Below are 19,724 nucleotides of genomic sequence, written 5' to 3' on the forward strand. Positions count from 1 at the left end.
CGGAGCGCGGGGAGCCTGCTACTCGCCGAGTTTCTTCTGTTCGATGTGCGCGTTCAGCGCGGCCAGCTGCGGGTGCTCGTCCAGAATCGCGACCAGTTCGGCGCAGCCGAGCTCGGTTCCGCCGAAGTCCTCGATGAGGGCATCGAGCAACTTCCAGTCGTCCGCCGTGTCCAGCGTCAGCCGGTACTGCGCTCCACCGCCGGACCATGGCAGGTTCAGCAGCCGCATCTCGCCGGACCGGTTCTGGTGCAGGTACGGCGTAACGTGCTCGCGGTCCGTCCTGAGCGTGGCGTTCGCCTCCGCGTCGTACAACCGGGCGGTGGAGAAGATCTCGAAGTCCATGCCCCGCGGGTAAGTGCGCTCGAGACAGTTCGAGATGTAGAGGTCGAGGTCGTTCTCGGCACGCCACCGATCGACGCCCGCGGCAACGATCTCGGGATCGATCAACGGGCAGTCGGAGGTGACCCGGACGATGGCGTCCAGGTCGTGTTCCCGGGCGGCGCCGGCGAACCGGCTGAGGACGTCGTCCTCGCTGCCGCGGAAGACCGGGATGCCGTCCTCCTCGCACACCTGGACGACCAGGTCGTCGTTGAAGTTCGTGGTGGTCGCGACGATCACCGGCAGGCCGGTGCGGCTCAGCCGGTCGAGGTGGTGCTCGAGATAGGAGCGTCCGGCAACGGCCAGCAGTACCTTGGCCGGCAGCCGCGTGCTGGTCACGCGAACCTGCGTGATGATGCCGATCTTCAGTGCTGGTGTCACGGGGTCCATCGGAACATCTCCCGGATTTCTGCGGGTCCGGCGACGTGGTCGACGCCCAGTTCGGTGTCGGTGAACTCACGGGCGACCGCCGGCGGGACGTACGGCTGGTCCATCTCCGGCCACAGCCTCTTGATCCGCGCCTGTCCGCCGAACGACGGGTGCTCGTTCTCCAGCACCATGGGATCACCGTAGACCCCAGCCCCCAGGCCGAGCGAGGCGCCGTACAGAACGGCGGAGCTGAGCCGGTTGGAGGCGACCCGGTCGTGCTTGCGGAGCTCGCGCAGTTGCTTGACCAGGAACTTGGCGTCGGTCTTGCGCCAGTGCAGGCCGCGGTAGCCGTGGGTGATGACCCGGAATCCGGCGTCCTTGTAGACGTTCCGGATCGCGGGCTTGTCGAACTCGTTCCAGTACAGGCAGACGGTCACCGGGCCGGTCTCGTGCTCGTTGATCGAGGCAACGATGCGGCCGTGGTCGCCGAGTACGTGCTGGCCTTCCCAGCCGTGGAACGGGTAGAAGATGGTGCCCTTGGCCCGTTTCGAAGGCGTCGCCAGTTCGGGGTGGGTCTTCAGCAGGTACAGCCAGACCGAGCCGATCACCGAGTAGTTGCGCAGGCCGAGCGCGTGGCCGCGGCGGCGGACGCTGTCCGACCAGACGAACTTGGGCATTCCGGGCGCGAAGTTCGTGCCGTGCGCGAAGCCGTCGAGGATGTTCCAGCCGTGCTGCAGGTAGCCCCAGATCCGCGGTGGCTTCGGGAGTCCGGCGTACGTCGCCATGATGTTGGCGTGCCCGTAGAAGTGGTTGGCGTGGTGCATCAGCGGCGTACCTTCCGCAGCACCCGCTTGAGGCGGCGGCGGATCACCCGGGCCGGGTTGAGGACGGCGTGGCCGACGCGATAGGGGAGCGAACGGCGGATGCCGCTGACCGTGCCCTCGAAGAGGATCGCGCGGGCGCTCGCGTGGGCGAGCTCGTCGGCGAGCCGGGCGACGGTGGTCAACTGCTCGGCACTACCGCGCGGGCGGACGACCTCGTCCGGCGTGAACTCCTGCTCCGGCACGGTGATCCCCGCCATCGCCGCGAGCCGCGCGGTCAACACGTGCGGGTCGGCCGCCGCGGGCCATGGTTGCCGTGCGCCACTTTCCAGAGCTCGCCGAGCAAACCGCGCCAGATGCTCGACAACATCCAGCTCCTCCGGCTCCCCGAACAACCGGTACGACGTACCGTCCAGGATCACGTTGTCGGGCGACCCCGCAGCACCCGCACCCAGCCAGGCGACGTACGTCGGAATCACCCGCCGGAGCTCCGCCTGATCATCAGAGCGCAGGGCCATCAGGAGGTGCTCCTCCAACAGGACGCCTTCGCCCTCCGGCACCACACCTGCAGGCAGCACAGCAGGCGCCTCAGCACCAACCACGAAGTACCAGGCCGGCGCCAACTCGAACGCGACCCCCGCCGCAGCCGCATCCAGCACTACCCGGTACGGGTCCATCAACACCGGACCGTCGTTGCGCGAGGCAACAGCCCGTGCGGCGACCACTCCCGCGAACCCATCCACCGCGGCGAGCGCGACATCCGCCTGCGTCAGCGACGGAAAGACAGCAAAGGTCTGGAGGTCGGAGGTGTCTAGAGCAGAGAGGAGGGGCTTGAGACCTGCGGGCGCCCTGTCCTCGACTGCCCGGCCCCAGTCCTCGTCGCGCGGGAGGGCTGCCGTGATGTCGGGCTGGATCAGCCGGTCGAACCCGAAGGAGTTCGTGGCGCCGATCAGCAGCCGCCCACCCGGCGTGAGGAGCGCCTGCAACCGCCCGAGCGCCTCGGCCCACGGGAAGCTCGCGGTGTCGGGCCCGACCAGCCGCTCGAGACCGTCCAACGCGACGACCACGTCGTAACCGCCGCCCGATGCGCCCGCGGGCTCGTCCTTTCCCTCGACCGAGAAGCGGTCGAGGGAGCCGCAGAACACTTCGCCTTTGGCCTCGGAGAGTAGTTCGGCGAGTTCTTCGGCGTCGGGGGCCGAGCGCACCAGCAGGTCGACCGACGTCACCAGCCCGGCGACTGTCGTGATCACGCCGGCACTGTGCGGGCCGGCGATCAGAACGCTGTCGTCAGGCTGGAGAGTGGCGGCCAGGAGTGCCGTGGCTGCGGGTCCGGCGGCCGCGGGACGGGCGTCGCCCGGGTGCAGATCCGACCAGTTGAGCATCTCGCCGCCGATCAGATTCGACCGGGTCACATCTATCAACTTAACCAACCAGGGTCAGGAGGGTCTCGATCACCCGGTCGACGTCACTGTCGGTGAGGTCCGGGTAGAGGGGGAGGGAGAGTTCCTCGGCGTAGAAACGCTCGGCGTTCGGGCACAGGCCGCGTTGGTAGCCCTGGTGGGCGAAGACCGGGTGCCAGTACACGGGGATGTAGTTGACCTGTACGCCGATCCCCGCGGCGCGCATCGCCTCGAAGACCTCGCGCCGGCGGCCGCCGAGGATGCGGATCGGGTACAGGTGCCACATCGGGTCGACGCCGGCGCGCTGCACCGGCGTACGGAGTCCGTCGGCGTCGGCGAACGCCGCGTTGTAGCGGGCGGTGATCTCGGTCCGGCGGCGCTTGAACTCCGCGAGCCGGCGCAGCTGGGACAGCCCGAGTGCGGCGCCGAGGTCAGTCAGGCGGTAGTTCACGCCGTACTCGTGGACCTCCTGGTGCCACGGTCCTTCGTCGGTGAGCTCGAAGCGCGAAGGGTCCCGGACCAGGCCGATGAAGTGGAACTCGTGGGCGCGCTGCCCAACGGCATCATCTCTGCAGACCACCGCGCCGCCTTCGCCGGTGGTGAGGTTCTTGGTGGGAAAGAAGGACATCGTGGTGACGTCGGCGAGGTCACCGACCGGGCGGCCGTACGCCGAGCCGCCGACGGAATGAGCCGCGTCGGCGAGGGTGTGCGCGCCGACCCGATCCGCCAGCACCTGAAGCGCCGGGTAGTCGGCGGATTGGCCGGCATAGTCGACCGCGCTGATGACCCTGGACCGTTCAGAGATGCAGGAGGCCACAGCAGCCGGATCGATGAGGCCGGTTTCGTAGTCCACATCCGCGAAGACGATCCTTGCGCCGAGCATTGCGGCGGAGGAGGCGGTGGCTACGAAGGTCATGGGGGTGGTGATGACCTCGTCGCCCGGGCCGACGCCGAGGGCGGCGTACGCGATGTGGAGGGCCGCGGTGCCCGACGTACAGCTCACCGCTCGATGTCCGCCGGAGAGCTCGGAGATCGCGTTCTCGAAGGCGGTGACCGCCGGCCCGGTGGTCAGCCAGTCGCCCCGCAGCACGGCGGTGACCGCCTCGATGTCCTCCTCCGAGATCGACTGGCGCCCGTACGGCAGCACGTCAGTCGTCGCTCTCGAGGATCTTGCGGATCTCGTCGATCGAGTACCACTGGTCGTTGGTGTCCGACGCGTAGTGGAAGCCGTCCGACACCGCCGTACCGCCGGTCGGCGGCTGGTAGCCCCAGGTGGCGAGGTCGGGCTGCAGGACGAAGCGGTCGCCGAGGGTCAGCGCGCGGCGGCCTTCCTCCGGGCTGATCATCTCCTCGTGCAACTTCTCGCCGGGGCGCAGGCCGACGTCGTGCATCATCGCGCCGGGCGCGATCGCCTCGGCCAGGTCGGTCACCTTCATCGACGGGATCCGCGGCACGTACAGCTCACCGCCGGTCATCAGGTCGAACGAGTCGACCACGAACTCGACCGCCTGCGGCAGTGTGATCAGGAACCGGGTGCAGCGCAGGTCGGTGATCGGCAGCGACTGGCCGGCCGCGTGCAGCGCGCGGAACTTCGGGATGATCGAGCCCCGGCTGCCCATCACGTTGCCGTACCGGACCACGCTGAAGCGGGTTTCGTACGCCGCCGCGTAGTGGTTCCCGTTGATGAACAGCTTGTCCGCGGTCAGCTTGGTCGCGCCGTACAGGTTGATCGGGCTGGACGCCTTGTCGGTCGACAGCGCCACGACCTTCTTCACGCCGCAGTCGATGGCCGCCTCGATGACGTTCTGCGAGCCGATCACGTTGGTCTGGACGAACTCCCACGGGTTGTACTCACCGCTGTCCACCTGCTTCAAAGCGGCGGCATGTACGACGTAGTCGACCCGGTGCATCGCCCGCAGCAGCCGGGCGCGGTCGCGGACGTCGCCGAGGAAGAACCGCAGCCGCGGGTCGTCGCCGAACGACTGGCGGACCTCCCACTGCTTCAGCTCGTCGCGGCTGAAGACGATGATCCGTCGTGGGTTCAGGTTGTTCAGCGCGTGCCGTACGAACGTCCGGCCGAACGACCCGGTACCGCCGGTGACCAGGATGTCGGAGCCGGTAAGGATTGACACGCGAGCGGGACCCTTCTGACGGACAGTTCCGAACTGCACACACGCAGTACGGACCTCGAAACAATAGCTGCCCGGTGAACGACCACCTCAATCCACCGTCTCACCCCAAGATGATCAAACGTACGCTGGCCCCGTGAAACGGGTCGGGGTGCGATGTGATGTGGGGCCGTCCCGGGGCATTGGTCACGTGATGCGCTGTGTGGCGCTGGCCGAGGAGGTACGTCGCCGCGACGTCGAGCTCGTCTTCGTCTGCGACGCGCACACCGTGCCGTGGGCCGCGGAGCAGATCGCGACGCGTGGGATCGCCGTACAGCCCGCGGTCTGGGGAGCGGCCGAGCACGTCGAGCTCGTCGGCCGTCTCGAGCTCGACGCTCTGGTGTTCGACTCGTACGACCTGGATGCAGCCGTCTACCCCGCCGTCCGGGCGACCGGTCTGCCCACGCTGGCGATCGTCGACGGTGACCTTCGCGGCGCCGAGGCGGACGTGCTGGTGGACCAGAACCTCGCGGCCGAGCTCGACCACCCGCCGCTGCCGCGGGACTCGATCCGGCTCGCCGGCCTGCCGTACGTGATGATCCGCGACGAGATCCTCGACCACCGTCCCCCTGCGCCGCCCGTCGACCGGCAAAGCGCCGTACCGACGGTCTTCGCGTTCTTCGGCGGCACGGATGCCTTCGGCGCCGGTCCGTACGTCGCCCGCGCGCTGACCGCGACTGGTCTGCCATTCGAGGCCACGGTGGTCGCACCCGGACCGGACCTCGCCGCAAAGATCGCCGCCGTCGAGCTGCAACCGCACCAGCATCTCGACGTCATCGAGCCGACGGATCAACTGGCGGCCCAGGTCCGCGAGGCGGATCTGACGATCAGCGCGTCCGGTACGTCGACCTGGGAGCTGCTGTGTCTCGGCGCGACTGCGGGACTGGTGTGCGTGGTCGACAACCAGGAGATGGGCTACGAGCGCGCCGTAGACACCGGTGCCGCTGCTGGACTCGGTCTGTTGAGCGCGCTGCAGCAAGACAGCTCAGCGGCGGACCAGATGCTCAAGCGTTTGCTCACCGACTCGGCCGAGCGTGGTCGGCTGGCGCGCGCCGGATGGGAACTCGTCGACGGCCGCGGGCGTGAGCGCGTCGCCGACGCCCTGGTTCAGCTCATCTGAGTTCGTAGATCGTCGCGTCCAGCGTGGCGTGCCGCAGGCGGACGTAGTTGCGGAGCGCCGGTGACACCTCGCCGGCCCGATGGTCGGCGTACAGCCAGCGCACTCCGGCCTCCCGCAGGCGCTCGATCGCCGCCGGCGTAGGCGCCTTGAACGCGATGTCGTTGGCGGCGAGCTCCTCGCTGTTCCAGTACGGGATGAGGCTCGGGTTGCTGTTGTTGACGAGGGCGATCCGGTTCGCCTGGTTCGAGTACGACCAGCCCTCGATCAGCACCGGACGCTCGGACAGTGCGGAGAGCCAGAAGTGCCGGCTGTCGCAGAGACCGTCGCGCTGGATGATGCAGTGCGCGTTCGTCGCGATCAGGTCGCCCGGCGCGCTGTTCCGCCGGAGCCACTGCGCCGCGCCGGCCTCGGCCGCCGTCGCGCCGCCGCGGAACGGGCGGGCGAAGACCAAGCTCGACGCCTTGTCCGACACGAAGCCCTGCAACGGCACCAGGGTCGCGCCGATCATGCACGCCGCCACCGCGCCGCCGAGCAACGCGACGAAGAAGTTGCCCGGTCGCCGCGCCAGCTTCCAGACGACCGCCACCAGCAGCGCGACAGCCGCCACGGCGGCCCCAGTCCACATCCACGGGCCCTTGATGCCGCGCAGGTCGGTGGACTGCGACCGCGCAACGGCGAGTGCCATCAGCCCGAGCAGCCCGGCCGCGCCGACGAGCACCACGGCCCGCCGGTCCCCGAGTCGTCCGACCAGATTCGCCAGCCCGACCGCCGCGAGTACGGCGATGACAGGGAAGGCTGTCCGCAGGAAGTACAGCTGACTGACTCCCGACTGCGTCGTCAGCAACGTGCCCAGCAAACCCGCGACAGCGACCCCGGCGAGGAACACCGCACCGGAGTCGCGCCACCTCCGGCCCAGGAAGAACAGCCCCGACGCGGCCAGCGCCCAGCTCAGCAGGGTCGTTGCCCCCGACAACAGTTGCGCATGCGGGTTCGACACCAGCATCGGGTACGGCGCCAACTGGACGAACGTCTCGAACGGCTTGATCTCCGTCCCCCACGTACTCCCGCCGAAGATCGCGATCAACGCCCCCACGAACACCGTCAGCGACAGCAACCCGCCGAGGAACGCCGGTCGCGTACTCCGCCGCGCCAGCCCCAGCTGCAGGAACGCGATCGCGAACCCGGCACCCACCAACGGCAGGATCGTCGACTTCGCCCCGGCCGCGATCAGCGCGAGCAGGACCAGCAACACCCACCGGCCGCGCGGCCTGCCGTCGGCCCGGAGCAGGTCGACCGCCACCACGCAGAGCGCCAGCGCGATCAGTACGCCGAGGTTCTGCGTCGGACTCAGGTACGCCGCCACCGCGGTCGAGATCCCGCCCAGCCCGGTGCCGGCCAACGGCTGCACAGCCCCACCGAGACCAGCGACGAACACCGCGAGCGGTCCGGCCCACGTGGCACCGGACTCGGCCGTCGGGGCCAGCCGGCTGGTGAGCGCGAATACGAGCCCGCACCCGGCGAGGAACAGCGGCAGCCAGCTCAGCGCATGGATCAGATCGGTCAGGTCGATCCGCGTCCCCCACTGCGTCGCAGCCGTCGCCTGATGGAAGAACGTGTGGTACTTCATCGGCTCGCCACCGAGCCACAACGTCGAGATCGGTACGTCGTACTTCGCGCTGGCGGCCAGGGCCTGCTGGAAGGCGAGGTCGGGATACGCGCGCAGCGGGTCGGTGTACGCGGGCAGGAACTGGCCCGGCCCGCGCCGGTACACGATCAGCAGCACGACCGCCGTCGACGCCGCGAGCAGCCACGCCTGCAGCGGCCGCAGCGGCTGGTCGACCCGCCGCCAGACCCGCGCCCGTACGTCGCAGTCCACGAATGCGATGACCAGCACGACGGGCGCCCACACCCAGGACCAGGCCTGCAGCCCGATCGACGCGCTGGCCAGGTAGACCAGAACCTGCCCCGCCGTACCGACCGCGAACCCGGCGGACAGGTCCTCGACCAGGTTGCGTCCGTACCCGCCGATCAGGCGCCACAGCGCGAACCCCGGCAGCAGCACCGCGACCAGCGTGAACAGCACGAACCGGGCCAGCTCGAAGACGGTCGAATGCAGCGCGAGCAGCACGATCGCCAGCACCACGACCGCGAGCCCGGCGACCAGACCGGAAAGGGAAGGCCCCGCAGTCCGCGGCCCCCGCCGCCTCGCTTTCGCGCGCATGTCGTAACACTAATGTGAAATCCGTTGCGCCACGAATGCAACGTGTCACTCCTTGTGAGGCCCCAGAGAGTAGGCCTCGCCCCACGTCTGGTAACTCTGATGCCTTAAGCTCTGCGGCCTATGAGTTGGTACGACGCGCTCGAAGCCGGTGAACTGACCGTGCGGCCGTCCGTGGACGCGGCGAAGCGGTTCGGGGTCTCCATCGACCGGATGTCGGTGTCCGCATCCGCCGGTACGCCGCTCGCGGAGGTGCTGGCCGCCGTCGAGAAGTCGACCGCAGACGTGATCGTGCTGCGCTATCCGGCGCGTGAGACCACCTGGTTCGCCGCGCTGGCCGACGGGCCGCGTCAGGCGTTGCTGGCCGACGCCGTCACGGCCTGGGCGCTGCCGGTCGGCAAGGGCCGCCGCCCCGCGCCGCTGGCCGGTTTCACCGCTCACCTCGAGCCCGAGGTCGACAACGATCTCGTGGACGACCTGGTCGCGGACGTCTTCGGCGACTCCGGCAACCACTACTGCTCCAATCCGATGTTCGACCGGGCGCTCGCGCTGGCCGGACGCCAGGAGTGGGCCCGGCGGCGGATCGGCGCTGCGGGCTCCGTCGTATTGCGGGGTCCGGACCGGCGGGTGCTCGCGCTGGCGGCCGTCGACGAGCAGCGCTCGTGGACCGAGATCCAGCTGGCCGGCGTCGTACCGGCCGAGCAGGGTCGTGGCCGGTACGGTCACCTGCTGGCCGCGATCGAGGACGTCTGTACGACGCGGCGCCTGGTCGTCACCGCCCAGGCCCACCAGATCGGCATCCAGCGGGTCTGGTCCCGCTACGGGTTCGAACCCGTGCATAACCTCCTCACGGTCCACCTCGTTGCCGCTACGTAGATACTCAGCGACCGCGGAGGAGGGCACACCGAGTGACGCCGCGGTTGAGCGTAGTGGTGCCCTTCTACGGCGTCGGCGAGTACCTCGGGGACTGCCTGGAATCGATCGCCCGGCAGGCCTGGTCCGACTTCGAGGCGATCCTCGTCGACGACGGTTCGCCCGATGACAGCGCTGTCGTGGCGAAGGATTTCTGTGCCCAGGACTCGCGGTTCCGGCTGATCCAGCAGGACAACGCCGGGCCCGGTCCGGCCCGGGACGCGGGCATCCGGGAGGCCACCGGCGAGTACCTGGCGTTCGTCGACGGCGACGATCTGGTCTCGCGGTACGGGTTCGCCGCGTTGGTCCGGACGCTGGACCGCACCGGTTCGGACATCGCCGGCGGCAACGCGCGGCGGTTCAACAACAGCTTCGGCGTACGCCCGTCGTGGCTGCACAAGCAGCCGTTCGCGCGGGTCCGGCACGCCACGCACGTGACCGAGTTCCCCGATCTGGTCCTGGACCGGATGCTCTGGAACAAGGTCTACCGCCGGTCGTTCTGGACCGAGTACGGGTACACGTTCCCCCCGATCCGGTACGAGGACTACCCGGTCGCGCTCAAGGCGCATCTGGACGCGGTGACCGTGGACACGATCACGCAGGCCGTCTACTACTGGCGCGAGCGCGAGTCCGGTGAGTCGATCACGCAGCAGAAGTTCCAGCTCGGCAACATCCGCGACCGGGTGACGTCGGCCGGGATGGTCGTCGACCTCGTCAAGGACGCCGTACCGGTGGTCCGCCGGCGGGTGCACGCGCACCTCGCGCAGATCGACGTACTGACGCTGGTGTCCGCGTTCGGCTCGGTCCCGAGCGAGGACGAGCAGGCCCTGGTGGATCTGTCCCGCGAGCTGCTCGACCAACTCGACGAGGACGTTCTGGCCGCCACCCACCGGTACGACCGGATCCAGCACGCCGCCCTCCGGTCCGGCGACGTGGAGCTGCTCCGGCGGCTCGCGGTCTTCCGGAACTCGGGCGGACTCCGCGGCGGGGCGCGCGCCGTACCGCGGGCCTGGCGGCTCGAGTACAACTACCCGGGCCTCGGCGAGTCCGCCGTACCTCAGGCGCTGTACAAGCTCCGCGACCAGGACATGACCCTCGCGACGAGCGTGCGCGAGGTGGGCTGGGTCGACGGCAAGCTGTCGGTCAAGGGCACCGCGGAGATCCGCCACCTGGAGACGCTGCGTACGTCGACCCTCGACGTGGCATTGGCCGTCGGCGAGACGACGTACCCGCTGGAGGTACGTCGGTACGACGCGCTGGACCTGCACGGGGACAAGACGCTCGTCGGGTTCGAGGTGCTGCTGGACCGGGAGCTGCTCGGCGAGTGCACGGGCGCGCCGGCGCACTTCGAGGTGCGGATGCGGTCGGGGCGGCGGGAGCGGAAAGGCATGCTCGGCGGTCAAGGCCCTGGGAGTCCCGGCTGGCCGCCCGGTGCGTGGATCGACGAGCTGAACTGGATCCAGCCCGGGCCGGGGAAGTACGGCTGGTTCTCGCTGCGACGGCTGACGGACCCGTGCCGGTTGACCGCGGTCGAGCAGTCCGGCGACGAGCTCGTGTTGCACGGGACGGCGTCGTTCGACGAGCCGGAGCTGTACCTGAGCCGGCCGGTCGTCGGCGGCGAGGAAGAGGTTCCGCTGGAGATCGACGGGCGTGACTTCACCGCCCGGGTGCCGATCCAGGACATCCTCGCGGCCGCGAACCACGACGACCCCTTCGGCCAGCGGACGACCCGGATGTTCCGGGTCCGGGGGCCCGAGCGCGAGCAGCGCGTGCTGCTGTGGACCGCGAGCGACGCTGCGGTCTCGCGGGTCGTGGACGACCGGGTGGTCACGCTGACCCGCTCGACCGGCGGATACGTGAACCTGCACGAGTCGCCGATCCGGACGACCGCGGTGGCGGCAGTTGTCGAGGGCAACCAGTTGACGGTGCGGGGTTCGGAGGGCCGGGACGTCACGTTCGGCTGGCGACGGTACCTGGCCGACTCCGACGAGCATCTCGACGTCGCGTGCCGTCGTACCCTCACCGCCGAAGGCTGGTCCGCGACGGTCGACGTGGACGCGCTGATCCCGGTGACCGCGGTGCAGGTCTCGGTCGATCCGCTGGCCGCGCTGGCCGACTGGATCCTGTTCGCCACCCCTCCTGACGGTGCGGCCCACGCCGTACAGTGCGAGCCGTTCCTGTGCAGCCGGTTGCCGTTGGCAATCACTCACGGGTCGCACGCGCTCGCTGTCCGACCCCATGCCGGCACTCTGCACGTCGAGGTGCGCTGATGCATCACCACAACCATTACTACGGTCAGACGCACATCCTGTCGCGGTACGCCGGGTTCGACTTCGACCACCCGCCGCGGCTGCGCGGGTACCTGCAGCACGGCTGGAACATCGGCTGCGGCTGGAACCCGGTGCACGAGTTCTACGACGGCGCCTGGCGGTTCACCTGGAGCGACGCGCCTCGACGTCGCGGGCATGCGCTCGGGCGACGGAACTACCACAGCATCGGGGCGCCGTTCCTGTACCTGATGGAGCTCGAGCCGGAGAAAGAGGAACCGGTCGAGCGCGAGGGCACGCTGTGGTTCCTCTTCCACGGGTGGGAGGGCGGCAAGATCCACGGCGACCACCAGCGGTTGATCGACGAGATCCGCGAGACCGAGCCCGGCCCGGTCACCTTTTCGTTGTACTACACGGAATACGACCGGCCCGAGGTCCGCGGCTTCTACGAGGACGCGGGCTTCCGGGTGGTGTCGTTCGGGCGCCGCGGGTTCTCGTACGAGGGGACCGACCGGCGGTTCCTGTTCAAGCAGCTGGCCGAGCTGCGCAAGCACAAGCGGGTCGCGGCCAACCGGCTGTCGACCGCGATCTTCTACGGCATCGCGGCCGGCTGTGAGCCGGCGGTGTACGGCGACCCGATGGAGATGGACGGCGAGAACCCGTTGTTCGGCGGCCAGCGCCGGATCGAGCGGCTCTGGCCGGAAATGCTCGGAAAGACCGTCGATGTCGAAGCGGCCCGGGCGACCACAGACCTGGAACTCGGCAAACCCTGGATGATGCCGCCCGCGGAACTGCGGTCGCTGTTCGATTGGAGAGAGCGTGTCTGAGGTCCAGGTGGTCCGCGGTGAGATGCAGCCGTGGACCGATCGCACGACGCCGCGGCCGGCGCTCGCCGCGCTGCTGACCGACGTCGTACCCGCGAACCGGCGGACGCTGATCCTCGGGCCGCATGCCCCGCAGCTGATCGAATCCGTGCTCGCGCACTCCGCGGACGTGACGATCCTGGTCCGCTCGGTCGCGGACGCGCAGCAGCTGGGCGAGGACTTCGGGCCGTGCCTGCAGGTGATCGCCGGTGCGCTGGACGGTCTGCAGACCGAGCCGTACGACGTGATCATCGCTTCCGACGGGCTCGATCGCGTGCTGGGGTACGACAGCGCGGACCTGTCGTGGACCGCGCGCCTGGCCGCGCTCGCTGCGTTGGCCGCTCCGGACGCGGTCGTCGTACTCGGGCTGGAAAACGAGTTCTCGCTGCTCAACCTGCTGGACAGCCGCCCCGCGGACGAACGCCACGGCGACGACGAGTGGCGCCCACTCCACGACGACCCGACCCGGCCGGTCGCCGTCGACCAGCTCAAGTCCGCGCTCCCGTGGGCCTCCGAGGTGTACGCCGACTTCGGCTCCCGCACCTTCGTCCGGGCCGACGTCGCCGCGACCGCCCGCCCCGGCGAACTCCCCACCCGCCTGGCCGCCGCCGCACTCGAGTCGACCGACGTCCCTCTCCTCTCACCCGCCGCCGACGGCGTAGACACCGCCGCCCGAGCCGGCCTACTCCCCGCAATCCCCACCGCCTGGCTGGCAATCGCAGGCGCCGGCGCCACCCACGACGTGTACGCCCAATCCGCCCAAGCAGTCCTCACCGCCGACCAAACCCTCACCGGCTGGGACACCACCGTCACAGGCGACCCCACGCCCACCGACACGCTCACGTTCGACCCTTCGGTTGTCCCCAGCACCATCCCCTCGGGTGTGTCGGTTGAGAGTGTGCTGTTCCGGCTCGCGTCGGCTGAGGATGTGCCCGCCTTCCGCAAGTTGGCCGCCGACCTGGGTGAATGGGTGACGACCTCTCGGGTGATCGTCCGCTGGGACGACGTGATCTACGACGGCGACTCCTTCGCGTACGGCGTCTCGGGCTGGGTAGCCGGGGACCCCGTCGAGAAAGAGGACCTGCTGGCCGCCGCCTGGGCTCGGTTCCACGACCGCCTGATCGGACAGCACCGCCGCCACCCGTGGCCGCCGTGGATGCTCGGCGACGACCTCGTCTCCGCCTGGCTCGGTATGTCCGGCGTCGAACCGCCCGAACAGACCCAGGCCACGAGCCCCGACGCCCTCCCCGCCACCACCGAACAAATCGCCCGCGGCAAAGAACTCGCCGCCGCGCTGGACGAAGTACTGGAAACGGGCACCACCACAGTCGACGTACGCACAGCACTCGCAGAAGCCGAGGAAGCCAAGCAGGAGCTGTTCGAGCTGAAGGGCCACGTCTACGGCCTCGAACGCACGCTCGGCTTCCGCAACAAGGCGATGAAGACCCGCGAGAACCGCATCCGCGAGCTCCGCGGCCAGCTCCAGCGACTGACCACGGCCCACGAGCGGATCCGCGGATCCCGCACGTACGCCGTCTCGCGGGTGATCTTCCACGCCGCCCAGGTCCGCAAGCCGAAGGTCGTCGCCCGCAAGCTCGCCCGCCGGATCAGGAAGCGGTGAGTACGCCGCGCCTGAGCGTGGTAGTGCCGTTCTACAACGTGGGGGCTTATCTCGGGGACTGTCTGGACTCGATCGCGCGGCAGACCTTCGGCGACTTCGAGGCGGTCCTGGTCGACGACGGTTCGCCGGACGACAGCGCCGTGATCGCGAAGGAGTTCTGCCTCCGCGACCCGCGGTTCCGGATCGTGGAGCAGCAGAACGCCGGCCTCGGCCCGGCGCGCAACACCGGCGTCGAGCACGCGACAGGGGAGTACGTCACGTTCGTCGACAGCGACGACCTGGTGACCCGGCATGGGTTCGGGATGCTGGTCCGGTCGCTCGACCAGACCGGTTCCGACTTCGCCGGCGGCAACGCGCGACGGTTCAACAATAGTTACGGCGTACGGCCGTCGTGGTTGCATGCACAGGCTTTCACGGAGAATCGGCTTGCCACGCACATCTCCGAGACGCCGCAGCTGGTGCTGGACCGGATGGTGTGGAACAAGGTGTACCGGCGGTCGTTCTGGGACGAGTACGGCTACCGGTTCCCGGCGATCCGGTACGAGGACTATCCGGTCACGCTCAAGGCACACCTCGACGCGGTCACCGTCGATACCCTCGCGGCGCCGGTGTACTTCTGGCGCGAGCGGGAGTCGGGCGACTCGATCACGCAGCAGAAGTTCCAGCTCGCGAACATCCGCGACCGGGTCATCTCGGCCGGCCTGGTGCTCGACGAGATCGAGGACGCGCTGCCGACGATCCGGCATCGAGTGCACGCGCACTTCCGGCAGATCGACCTGCACGCGATCCTGTCGGCCTTCGGCACGGTCCCGCCCGAGGAAGAACAGCATCTGGTCGAGCTCACCACCGAGCTCCTCGACCGCCTGGACGAGGCCGTGCTGGTGAACTCGCCACGCCTCGCCCAGCTCCAGTTCGCAGCCCTGCGAGCAGGCGATCTGGAACTGCTGCACAAGGTCGCCCTCGACCCTGATGCGATCTTGGAGAACCTGGAGCTCACCAAGACCGACCTGTCGATGGCGACCAGCGTGCGCGAGGTGAACTGGATCGACGGTGAGCTGTCGATCCGGGGCACCGCCGAGATCCGGCACCTGCAGTCGAAGCCGTCGAACCTCCGGATCGACTTGGTGATCGCTGGCAAGAACTACCGGCTTCCGGTACGTCGCTATCCGGCGACTGACCTCCGGGGCGAGGAAAGCCTGGTGGGCTTCGAGGCCCGTGTCAGCCGCGACTTGCTCGCCAAGTGCACAGCCGGCCCGTCGCACTTCGACGTACGGCTACGGGTTGGTGGGATCCGGCGACGGGACCTGCTGCGTGGTCAGAAGGCCGGCAGCCCGGGATGGCCGCCGGGGTCGTGGATCGACGGGACGAACTGGATCCAGCCCGGTCCTGGCAAGGACGGAGCGTTCGCCGTACGGCGGTTGGCGGATCCGTGCCGGTTGACTTCGGTCGAGCAGACGCCCGATGCGCTGGTGCTGCACGGGCGGTCGACGTTCGACGAGCCGGCGTTGTTCGTGAGCCGGCCGTTGTCGGGTGGTGAGGAACAGATACCGCTCGAGGTGCACGGCCGGGACTTCACCGCGTGGTTGCCGATCGGGCCGATCCTCGCGGAGATCAATCCGGACGATCCGTTCAGCCAGCGGACGACGCGCGCGTTCCGGGTCCGCGGGCCGGAGGGCCAGGAGCAGGTGTTGCTGTGGACGGCGGGCGATCGGCTGGTCTCACACGCCGAGCGCGGGCGTGCGGTGATGCTGACCCGGTCGACCGGCGGGTACGTGAACCTGCACGAGTCCCCGATCCGGATGACCGCCACCGCCGCGGTTGCCGCGGGCAACATGTTGGTCGTGCGCGGGCCGGACTGGGGCGACGCCGACTTCAGCTGGCGGCGGTACCTGCCGGATTCCGACGACCATGTGGACGTCGCCTGCCGACGTACCGTCTCGGACGACGGCTGGGCCGCGGTGGTGGAGATGGCAGCCCTGGAACCGGCGGACTGGATTCTCTTCGCCACCGCACCGGATGGAACCTCCCACGCCGTCCAATGCGAACCCTTCCTCTCCAGCCGCCTCCCCCTCACCATCAACCGATCCCCACGCACGTACGCCGTACGCCCCCTCGCAGGAACTCTCCACCTCGAAGTCACCTAGGCCACCACACCCACGCCCGGCGAACCCTCCAGCTCAGGCGATATCCCTTCAGCTGGAGGGTTGCCCACTGAGAATCTGAGTGGGCAACCCTGCAGCTCAACCGGCAAGCTCTGCGGGGTGGCTGGGGTGTTAGCGGCGGGCGATTAGCAACTGGTGGGTGACCGGCCAGTCGATGGGGTCGCCGGTGGGGGTGGTGATGGAGGCGACGGGGGTGATGCGGTTGTCGATGACCCAGTCGTTGCGCCAGGCGGTCGAGGACGGGTCGATGGTGAAGCCGGCGCGTTCGGCGATGGCGGTCCAGCCGGCGAAGTTCAGGCCGCAGAACTGTTCGTGGGTCTCGCTCAGCCAGTTGTCGACGTAGTCCTTCCGGGTGAGGAAGTCCATCGCGTCCGCGAGCCGCAGCACCAGCCCGTCCCCGCGTACGTCGTACTCGAACGGCACGTGAGCGTTCCGCCGGAAATCGTGGGCGAACTGGAAGAACCGTGCACGCGTGGACAGTTTGCCGACGTACGACGCGGGGTCGTCGAGAGACTCGAGCTCGGTGACGTCGTCCGGGTTCTCGCCGTCGCTGTCGTCCAGCCGCAGTACGACGGGACGATCCGGCTCGTCCGGACCGCAGACGTCGGAGTTGATCCACAGACCGCTTGGGGCCGTGTGCGCGTAGAGCGCGTCGGCGAACCGCTGGACCGTATCGGGTCGCGAGCCGTCGGCGTACGACCAGATCTCGTGGGTGAGCGCGAGCGTCAGCGTGGTGTCGATCGAGCGTGGCGAGAACACGGCGGAGCCGAGCATGTTGCGCTGGTAGAAGTAGACGTTCGGGTTGCTGAAGAGGCCCTGTTCCTTCTTGTGCTCGCATTCGGCGAACAGGTGCCGCGCGACCTCCACGCCGATCAGATCCGACTCGTGAAAGCGTGAGTCGGCATCGATCAGTTGCAGGGTCGCACCGGTCGCGCAGCCGATGTCGAGAATCCGGCCAGGGCGGACAAACGCCTTGATTTGCTGCCATTTCCGGTCGGCCGCGGTCTCGAAAGCGTCGGCGTACGTCTTGTAGTCGCGGGTCGTGGTGAGTCCACCGTCGTCGCCGACCACCGGGTCGTTCACGCAGCGCGCGACGTGCGCGTCCAGGGCGTACCGCTCGAACACATCCACGGTCGCCGGATGTGCGAGCTCCTTCCACTGCTCGTTGCCTGCAGCAATCATCAGCAGCACGTCCCACGGCCGCGCCGCACCCTCGGGCTCGACCCCGATCACGGAGTACCCGAGCTGCTCGTACAGCTTGCTCACCTCGGGCGTCGAACACGCCACCACTGTGTTCTCCGGCGTCAACCGCACGAGATCGTCGGTCCCGGCCTCGATCGCCTTCACCGTCACCTCGGCGAACTCGTCCGTCGGTGGCGTATCCACCACGCCCACCACCAACGACCGGATCCCCTCGGCCACACTGAACCGCTCAATCGCCGCCTCCCGCCGATCGAACGCCACCGGGTTCCGCTTCGTCGTCCGATGATTCGCCGACGTCACGGCCCACACCACGGTCCGATCCGCGAACTGCCGCAGAAACTCACCCTGAAACCGCGTCAGCACATGATGCCGCCCCGGGAACAGCAAGTACACGGCAGCCAACCTTTCCTCAGTCGCATGCATCAGACAGAACATGATCCCAGGGGGAGGGGCCGTGGTGACTCGCTGGCTGGCAGCGGCTGGGTGCCTGGCGCTCGCCGGTTGTACGACGCAGACCGCCTGCCGACTCCGCCCGAGTGCGCGCACATCCTGCTTGACGGTCAGGAGCGTGCCTCGGTGGTCGAGCGGGCGCTTCCCGGAAGCGGCGTTCCTTGCGTTCGCGGCGAAGACGCGGGACGGATTGAAAACTCTGGGTTAGAGCAGGTCCCAGGTGAGGGGGGTGCCGGCCTTGGCGTCAGTGCGGAACGGGCGGCCTTCGACCTGGGTGAACAGGTCGGGGGCCAGGCCGCCGGCGGGGCGGATGGAGCGGACGTTTTCGAAGGTGATGAGGTCGCCGGCGCGGACGTCCTGGGTGACGAAGAGGGAACGGCGGAAGCGGAGGACGTTCTGTTCTGCCTGTTTGGGGCCGATGACGGGGGAGCCCAGGGAGAGTTGGGCGACGCGCGTGCTCTCGACCAGGAGTTCCAGTTCCCAGGGTTCCAGCGAGAAGGCAGAGTCGACGCCGCCGTCGACGCGCTTCAGTGTCACGTGCTTCTCGATCACCGTCGCGCCGAGCGCGACCGCGGCCACGGCGGCGCCGATGCCCATCGTGTGGTCGGAGAGGCCGACCTGTACGCCGAGTGCGTCGCGGAGGACCGGGATCCCGCGCAGATTGGACTGCTCGGGCGGGGCGGGATAACTCGCCGTACAGGACAGCACGATGATCTGCTCGTTGCCGGTCGACCGCGCGGCGCGGACCGCGGCGTCGATGTCGGTGAGGGTCGCCGACCCGGTGGAGATGATGATCGGCTTCCCGGTCTCCGCCATGCCACGGACCAGTGGCAGGTCGCCGATCTCGTTCGACGCGACCTTGTACGCCGGTACGTCGAGCTTCTCCAGGAAGTCGATCGCGGTGCTGTCGAACGCGGACGAGAACGCGACCAGGCCGAGGGACTTCGCGAGCTCGAAGATCGGCTCGTGCCACGCCCACGGCGTGTGCGCCTCCTCGTACAGGTCGTAGAGCCGCGCCTCGCTCCACAGTTCGTGCTCAGCCGGCAGCCGGAACGCCGGCAGGTCGAGGTCGAGCGTCATCGTGGCCGCGGTGTACGTCTGCAGCTTCAGCGCCTGCGCACCGGACTCGGCGACCGCGCGGACGATGTCCAGCGCCCGTTCCAGGTCGCCGTTGTGGTTCCCCGACATCTCCGCGATCACGAACGGCTGGTGGTCCGGCCCGACCTTGACCCCGCCGATCTCGATGGTGCTCATTTGGTCCCCTGGGTTCTACGGTCCTGCTTGCGCAGGCTGATCGGAATCACAGTGATCTCGCGGCCGCCGGCGTACAGCGTCTCCGGCGTACCCTCGGCGAACCGGAACCGCCGATTCATCTGCCGGACCACGGTGTTGTGTTCGAGCACCTCGCCGGTGAGCACCTCGAGGCCGAGCTCGTCGAACGCGTACGCCGTGGCCTCGCGCATGATCTCGATCCACGCCGGCAGGGTCTCGCCGCGCTCCGCGAGCCCGTCCGCGTCGAGGAAGAACCCCCACGCGCCGGTCGTCGGTTCGAGGTCGAAGAAGTTCACCACTCCCGCGATGCCGTCCCGCTCGTAGATCAGCACCCGCCGCGAGGGGTCGACCGACGTCTTCGCCCACCACGCCGCGTGCTCGTCGGCGGTGATCTCGTGCGAGGTGATGCTCACGTCACGGTTCGCCTGCTGATTCCGCAACCGCCGGATAGTGTCGACATCGTCTTCGGTCGCAGCGCGCAGCATGCTCCTAACTTAGCG

Annotated in this window: 15 protein-coding genes; 6 read left to right on the forward strand and 9 right to left on the reverse strand. The window is 68.9% G+C overall.

The window, feature by feature from the left end; all coding sequences use genetic code 11:
- Nucleotides 1-18 precede the first annotated feature (18 nt).
- The 5 genes from ACLJOO_RS21150 to pseB are packed head-to-tail and all read right to left on the reverse strand — an operon-like array spanning nt 19 to nt 5,100.
- On the reverse strand, nt 19-759 hold the full coding sequence (locus ACLJOO_RS21150) for a cytidylyltransferase domain-containing protein (RefSeq protein ID WP_410788938.1): 741 nt from the start codon (nt 757-759) through the stop codon (nt 19-21).
- Nucleotides 756-1,571: a hypothetical protein gene (locus ACLJOO_RS21155; RefSeq protein WP_410788940.1), complete on the reverse strand. Its 816-nt coding sequence runs from the start codon at nt 1,569-1,571 to the stop codon at nt 756-758. Before ACLJOO_RS21155 ends, ACLJOO_RS21150 begins: the two co-directional genes overlap by 4 nt.
- The gene (locus ACLJOO_RS21160) at nt 1,571-2,980 is read right to left on the reverse strand and encodes a hypothetical protein (RefSeq protein WP_410788942.1); all 1,410 of its coding nucleotides are present in this window, start codon (nt 2,978-2,980) and stop codon (nt 1,571-1,573) included. Before ACLJOO_RS21160 ends, ACLJOO_RS21155 begins: the two co-directional genes overlap by 1 nt.
- 10 nt (nt 2,981-2,990) lie before the next feature.
- Entirely contained in the window at nt 2,991-4,115 is a 1,125-nt protein-coding gene (locus tag ACLJOO_RS21165; protein ID WP_410788944.1) for a DegT/DnrJ/EryC1/StrS family aminotransferase, read from the reverse strand.
- Nucleotide 4,116: 1 nt separating this feature from the next.
- Nucleotides 4,117-5,100, reverse strand: a complete 984-nt coding sequence (gene pseB, locus ACLJOO_RS21170) for a UDP-N-acetylglucosamine 4,6-dehydratase (inverting) (protein WP_410788946.1) — start codon at nt 5,098-5,100, stop codon at nt 4,117-4,119.
- Nucleotides 5,101-5,290: 190 nt separating this feature from the next.
- On the opposite strand from pseB, the gene ACLJOO_RS21175 reads away from it, so the two are divergent.
- A complete protein-coding gene (locus ACLJOO_RS21175) occupies nt 5,291-6,256 on the forward strand; it encodes a PseG/SpsG family protein (protein WP_410789945.1) in 966 nt (321 codons plus the stop codon).
- Here the strand turns inward: ACLJOO_RS21175 and ACLJOO_RS21180 are convergent.
- Nucleotides 6,249-8,477 (reverse strand): hypothetical protein, encoded by a 2,229-nt coding sequence (locus ACLJOO_RS21180; protein ID WP_410788948.1) that lies wholly within the window; start codon nt 8,475-8,477, stop codon nt 6,249-6,251. The two genes, ACLJOO_RS21175 and ACLJOO_RS21180, sit on opposite strands and share 8 nt — an antisense overlap.
- A 120-nt stretch (nt 8,478-8,597) precedes the next feature.
- On the opposite strand from ACLJOO_RS21180, the gene ACLJOO_RS21185 reads away from it, so the two are divergent.
- Genes ACLJOO_RS21185 through ACLJOO_RS21205 form a run of 5 tightly spaced genes read left to right on the forward strand, consistent with a single transcriptional unit; the run spans nt 8,598 to nt 16,281 of the window.
- On the forward strand, nt 8,598-9,350 hold the full coding sequence (locus ACLJOO_RS21185) for an N-acetyltransferase (protein WP_410788950.1): 753 nt from the start codon (nt 8,598-8,600) through the stop codon (nt 9,348-9,350).
- A gap of 44 nt (nt 9,351-9,394) precedes the next feature.
- A complete protein-coding gene (locus tag ACLJOO_RS21190; RefSeq protein ID WP_410788952.1) occupies nt 9,395-11,656 on the forward strand; it encodes a glycosyltransferase family 2 protein in 2,262 nt (753 codons plus the stop codon).
- Nucleotides 11,656-12,480 (forward strand): hypothetical protein, encoded by an 825-nt coding sequence (locus tag ACLJOO_RS21195; RefSeq protein WP_410788953.1) that lies wholly within the window; start codon nt 11,656-11,658, stop codon nt 12,478-12,480. Before ACLJOO_RS21190 ends, ACLJOO_RS21195 begins: the two co-directional genes overlap by 1 nt.
- A complete protein-coding gene (locus ACLJOO_RS21200) occupies nt 12,473-14,137 on the forward strand; it encodes a hypothetical protein (RefSeq protein ID WP_410788954.1) in 1,665 nt (554 codons plus the stop codon). Before ACLJOO_RS21195 ends, ACLJOO_RS21200 begins: the two co-directional genes overlap by 8 nt.
- Entirely contained in the window at nt 14,134-16,281 is a 2,148-nt protein-coding gene (locus tag ACLJOO_RS21205; protein ID WP_410788955.1) for a glycosyltransferase family 2 protein, read from the forward strand. Before ACLJOO_RS21200 ends, ACLJOO_RS21205 begins: the two co-directional genes overlap by 4 nt.
- A 129-nt stretch (nt 16,282-16,410) precedes the next feature.
- Here the strand turns inward: ACLJOO_RS21205 and ACLJOO_RS21210 are convergent, their stop codons facing one another.
- From ACLJOO_RS21210 to ACLJOO_RS21220, 3 genes are all read right to left on the reverse strand, one after another.
- A complete protein-coding gene (locus tag ACLJOO_RS21210; protein ID WP_410788957.1) occupies nt 16,411-17,895 on the reverse strand; it encodes a class I SAM-dependent methyltransferase in 1,485 nt (494 codons plus the stop codon).
- Nucleotides 17,896-18,156: 261 nt separating this feature from the next.
- Nucleotides 18,157-19,206: a pseudaminic acid synthase gene (gene pseI / locus ACLJOO_RS21215; protein ID WP_410788959.1), complete on the reverse strand. Its 1,050-nt coding sequence runs from the start codon at nt 19,204-19,206 to the stop codon at nt 18,157-18,159.
- Nucleotides 19,203-19,709, reverse strand: coding sequence for a GNAT family N-acetyltransferase (locus ACLJOO_RS21220; protein ID WP_410788960.1), 507 nt, complete (start codon nt 19,707-19,709; stop codon nt 19,203-19,205). Before ACLJOO_RS21220 ends, pseI begins: the two co-directional genes overlap by 4 nt.
- Nucleotides 19,710-19,724 lie beyond the last annotated feature (15 nt).

Source organism: Kribbella sp. C-35, assembly GCF_046549195.1.
Taxonomy (GTDB): Bacteria; Actinomycetota; Actinomycetes; order Propionibacteriales; family Kribbellaceae; genus Kribbella.

Coding starts and splice junctions, on each gene's coding strand:
- ACLJOO_RS21175 (WP_410789945.1), top strand. CDS start 5,291: ATGCGCTGTGTGGCGCTGGCCGAGGAGGTACGTCGCCGCGACGTCGAG.
- pseI (WP_410788959.1), bottom strand. CDS start 19,206: ATGAGCACCATCGAGATCGGCGGGGTCAAGGTCGGGCCGGACCACCAG.
- ACLJOO_RS21220 (WP_410788960.1), bottom strand. CDS start 19,709: ATGCTGCGCGCTGCGACCGAAGACGATGTCGACACTATCCGGCGGTTG.
- ACLJOO_RS21180 (WP_410788948.1), bottom strand. CDS start 8,477: ATGCGCGCGAAAGCGAGGCGGCGGGGGCCGCGGACTGCGGGGCCTTCC.
- ACLJOO_RS21195 (WP_410788953.1), top strand. CDS start 11,656: ATGCATCACCACAACCATTACTACGGTCAGACGCACATCCTGTCGCGG.
- ACLJOO_RS21185 (WP_410788950.1), top strand. CDS start 8,598: ATGAGTTGGTACGACGCGCTCGAAGCCGGTGAACTGACCGTGCGGCCG.
- ACLJOO_RS21155 (WP_410788940.1), bottom strand. CDS start 1,571: ATGCACCACGCCAACCACTTCTACGGGCACGCCAACATCATGGCGACG.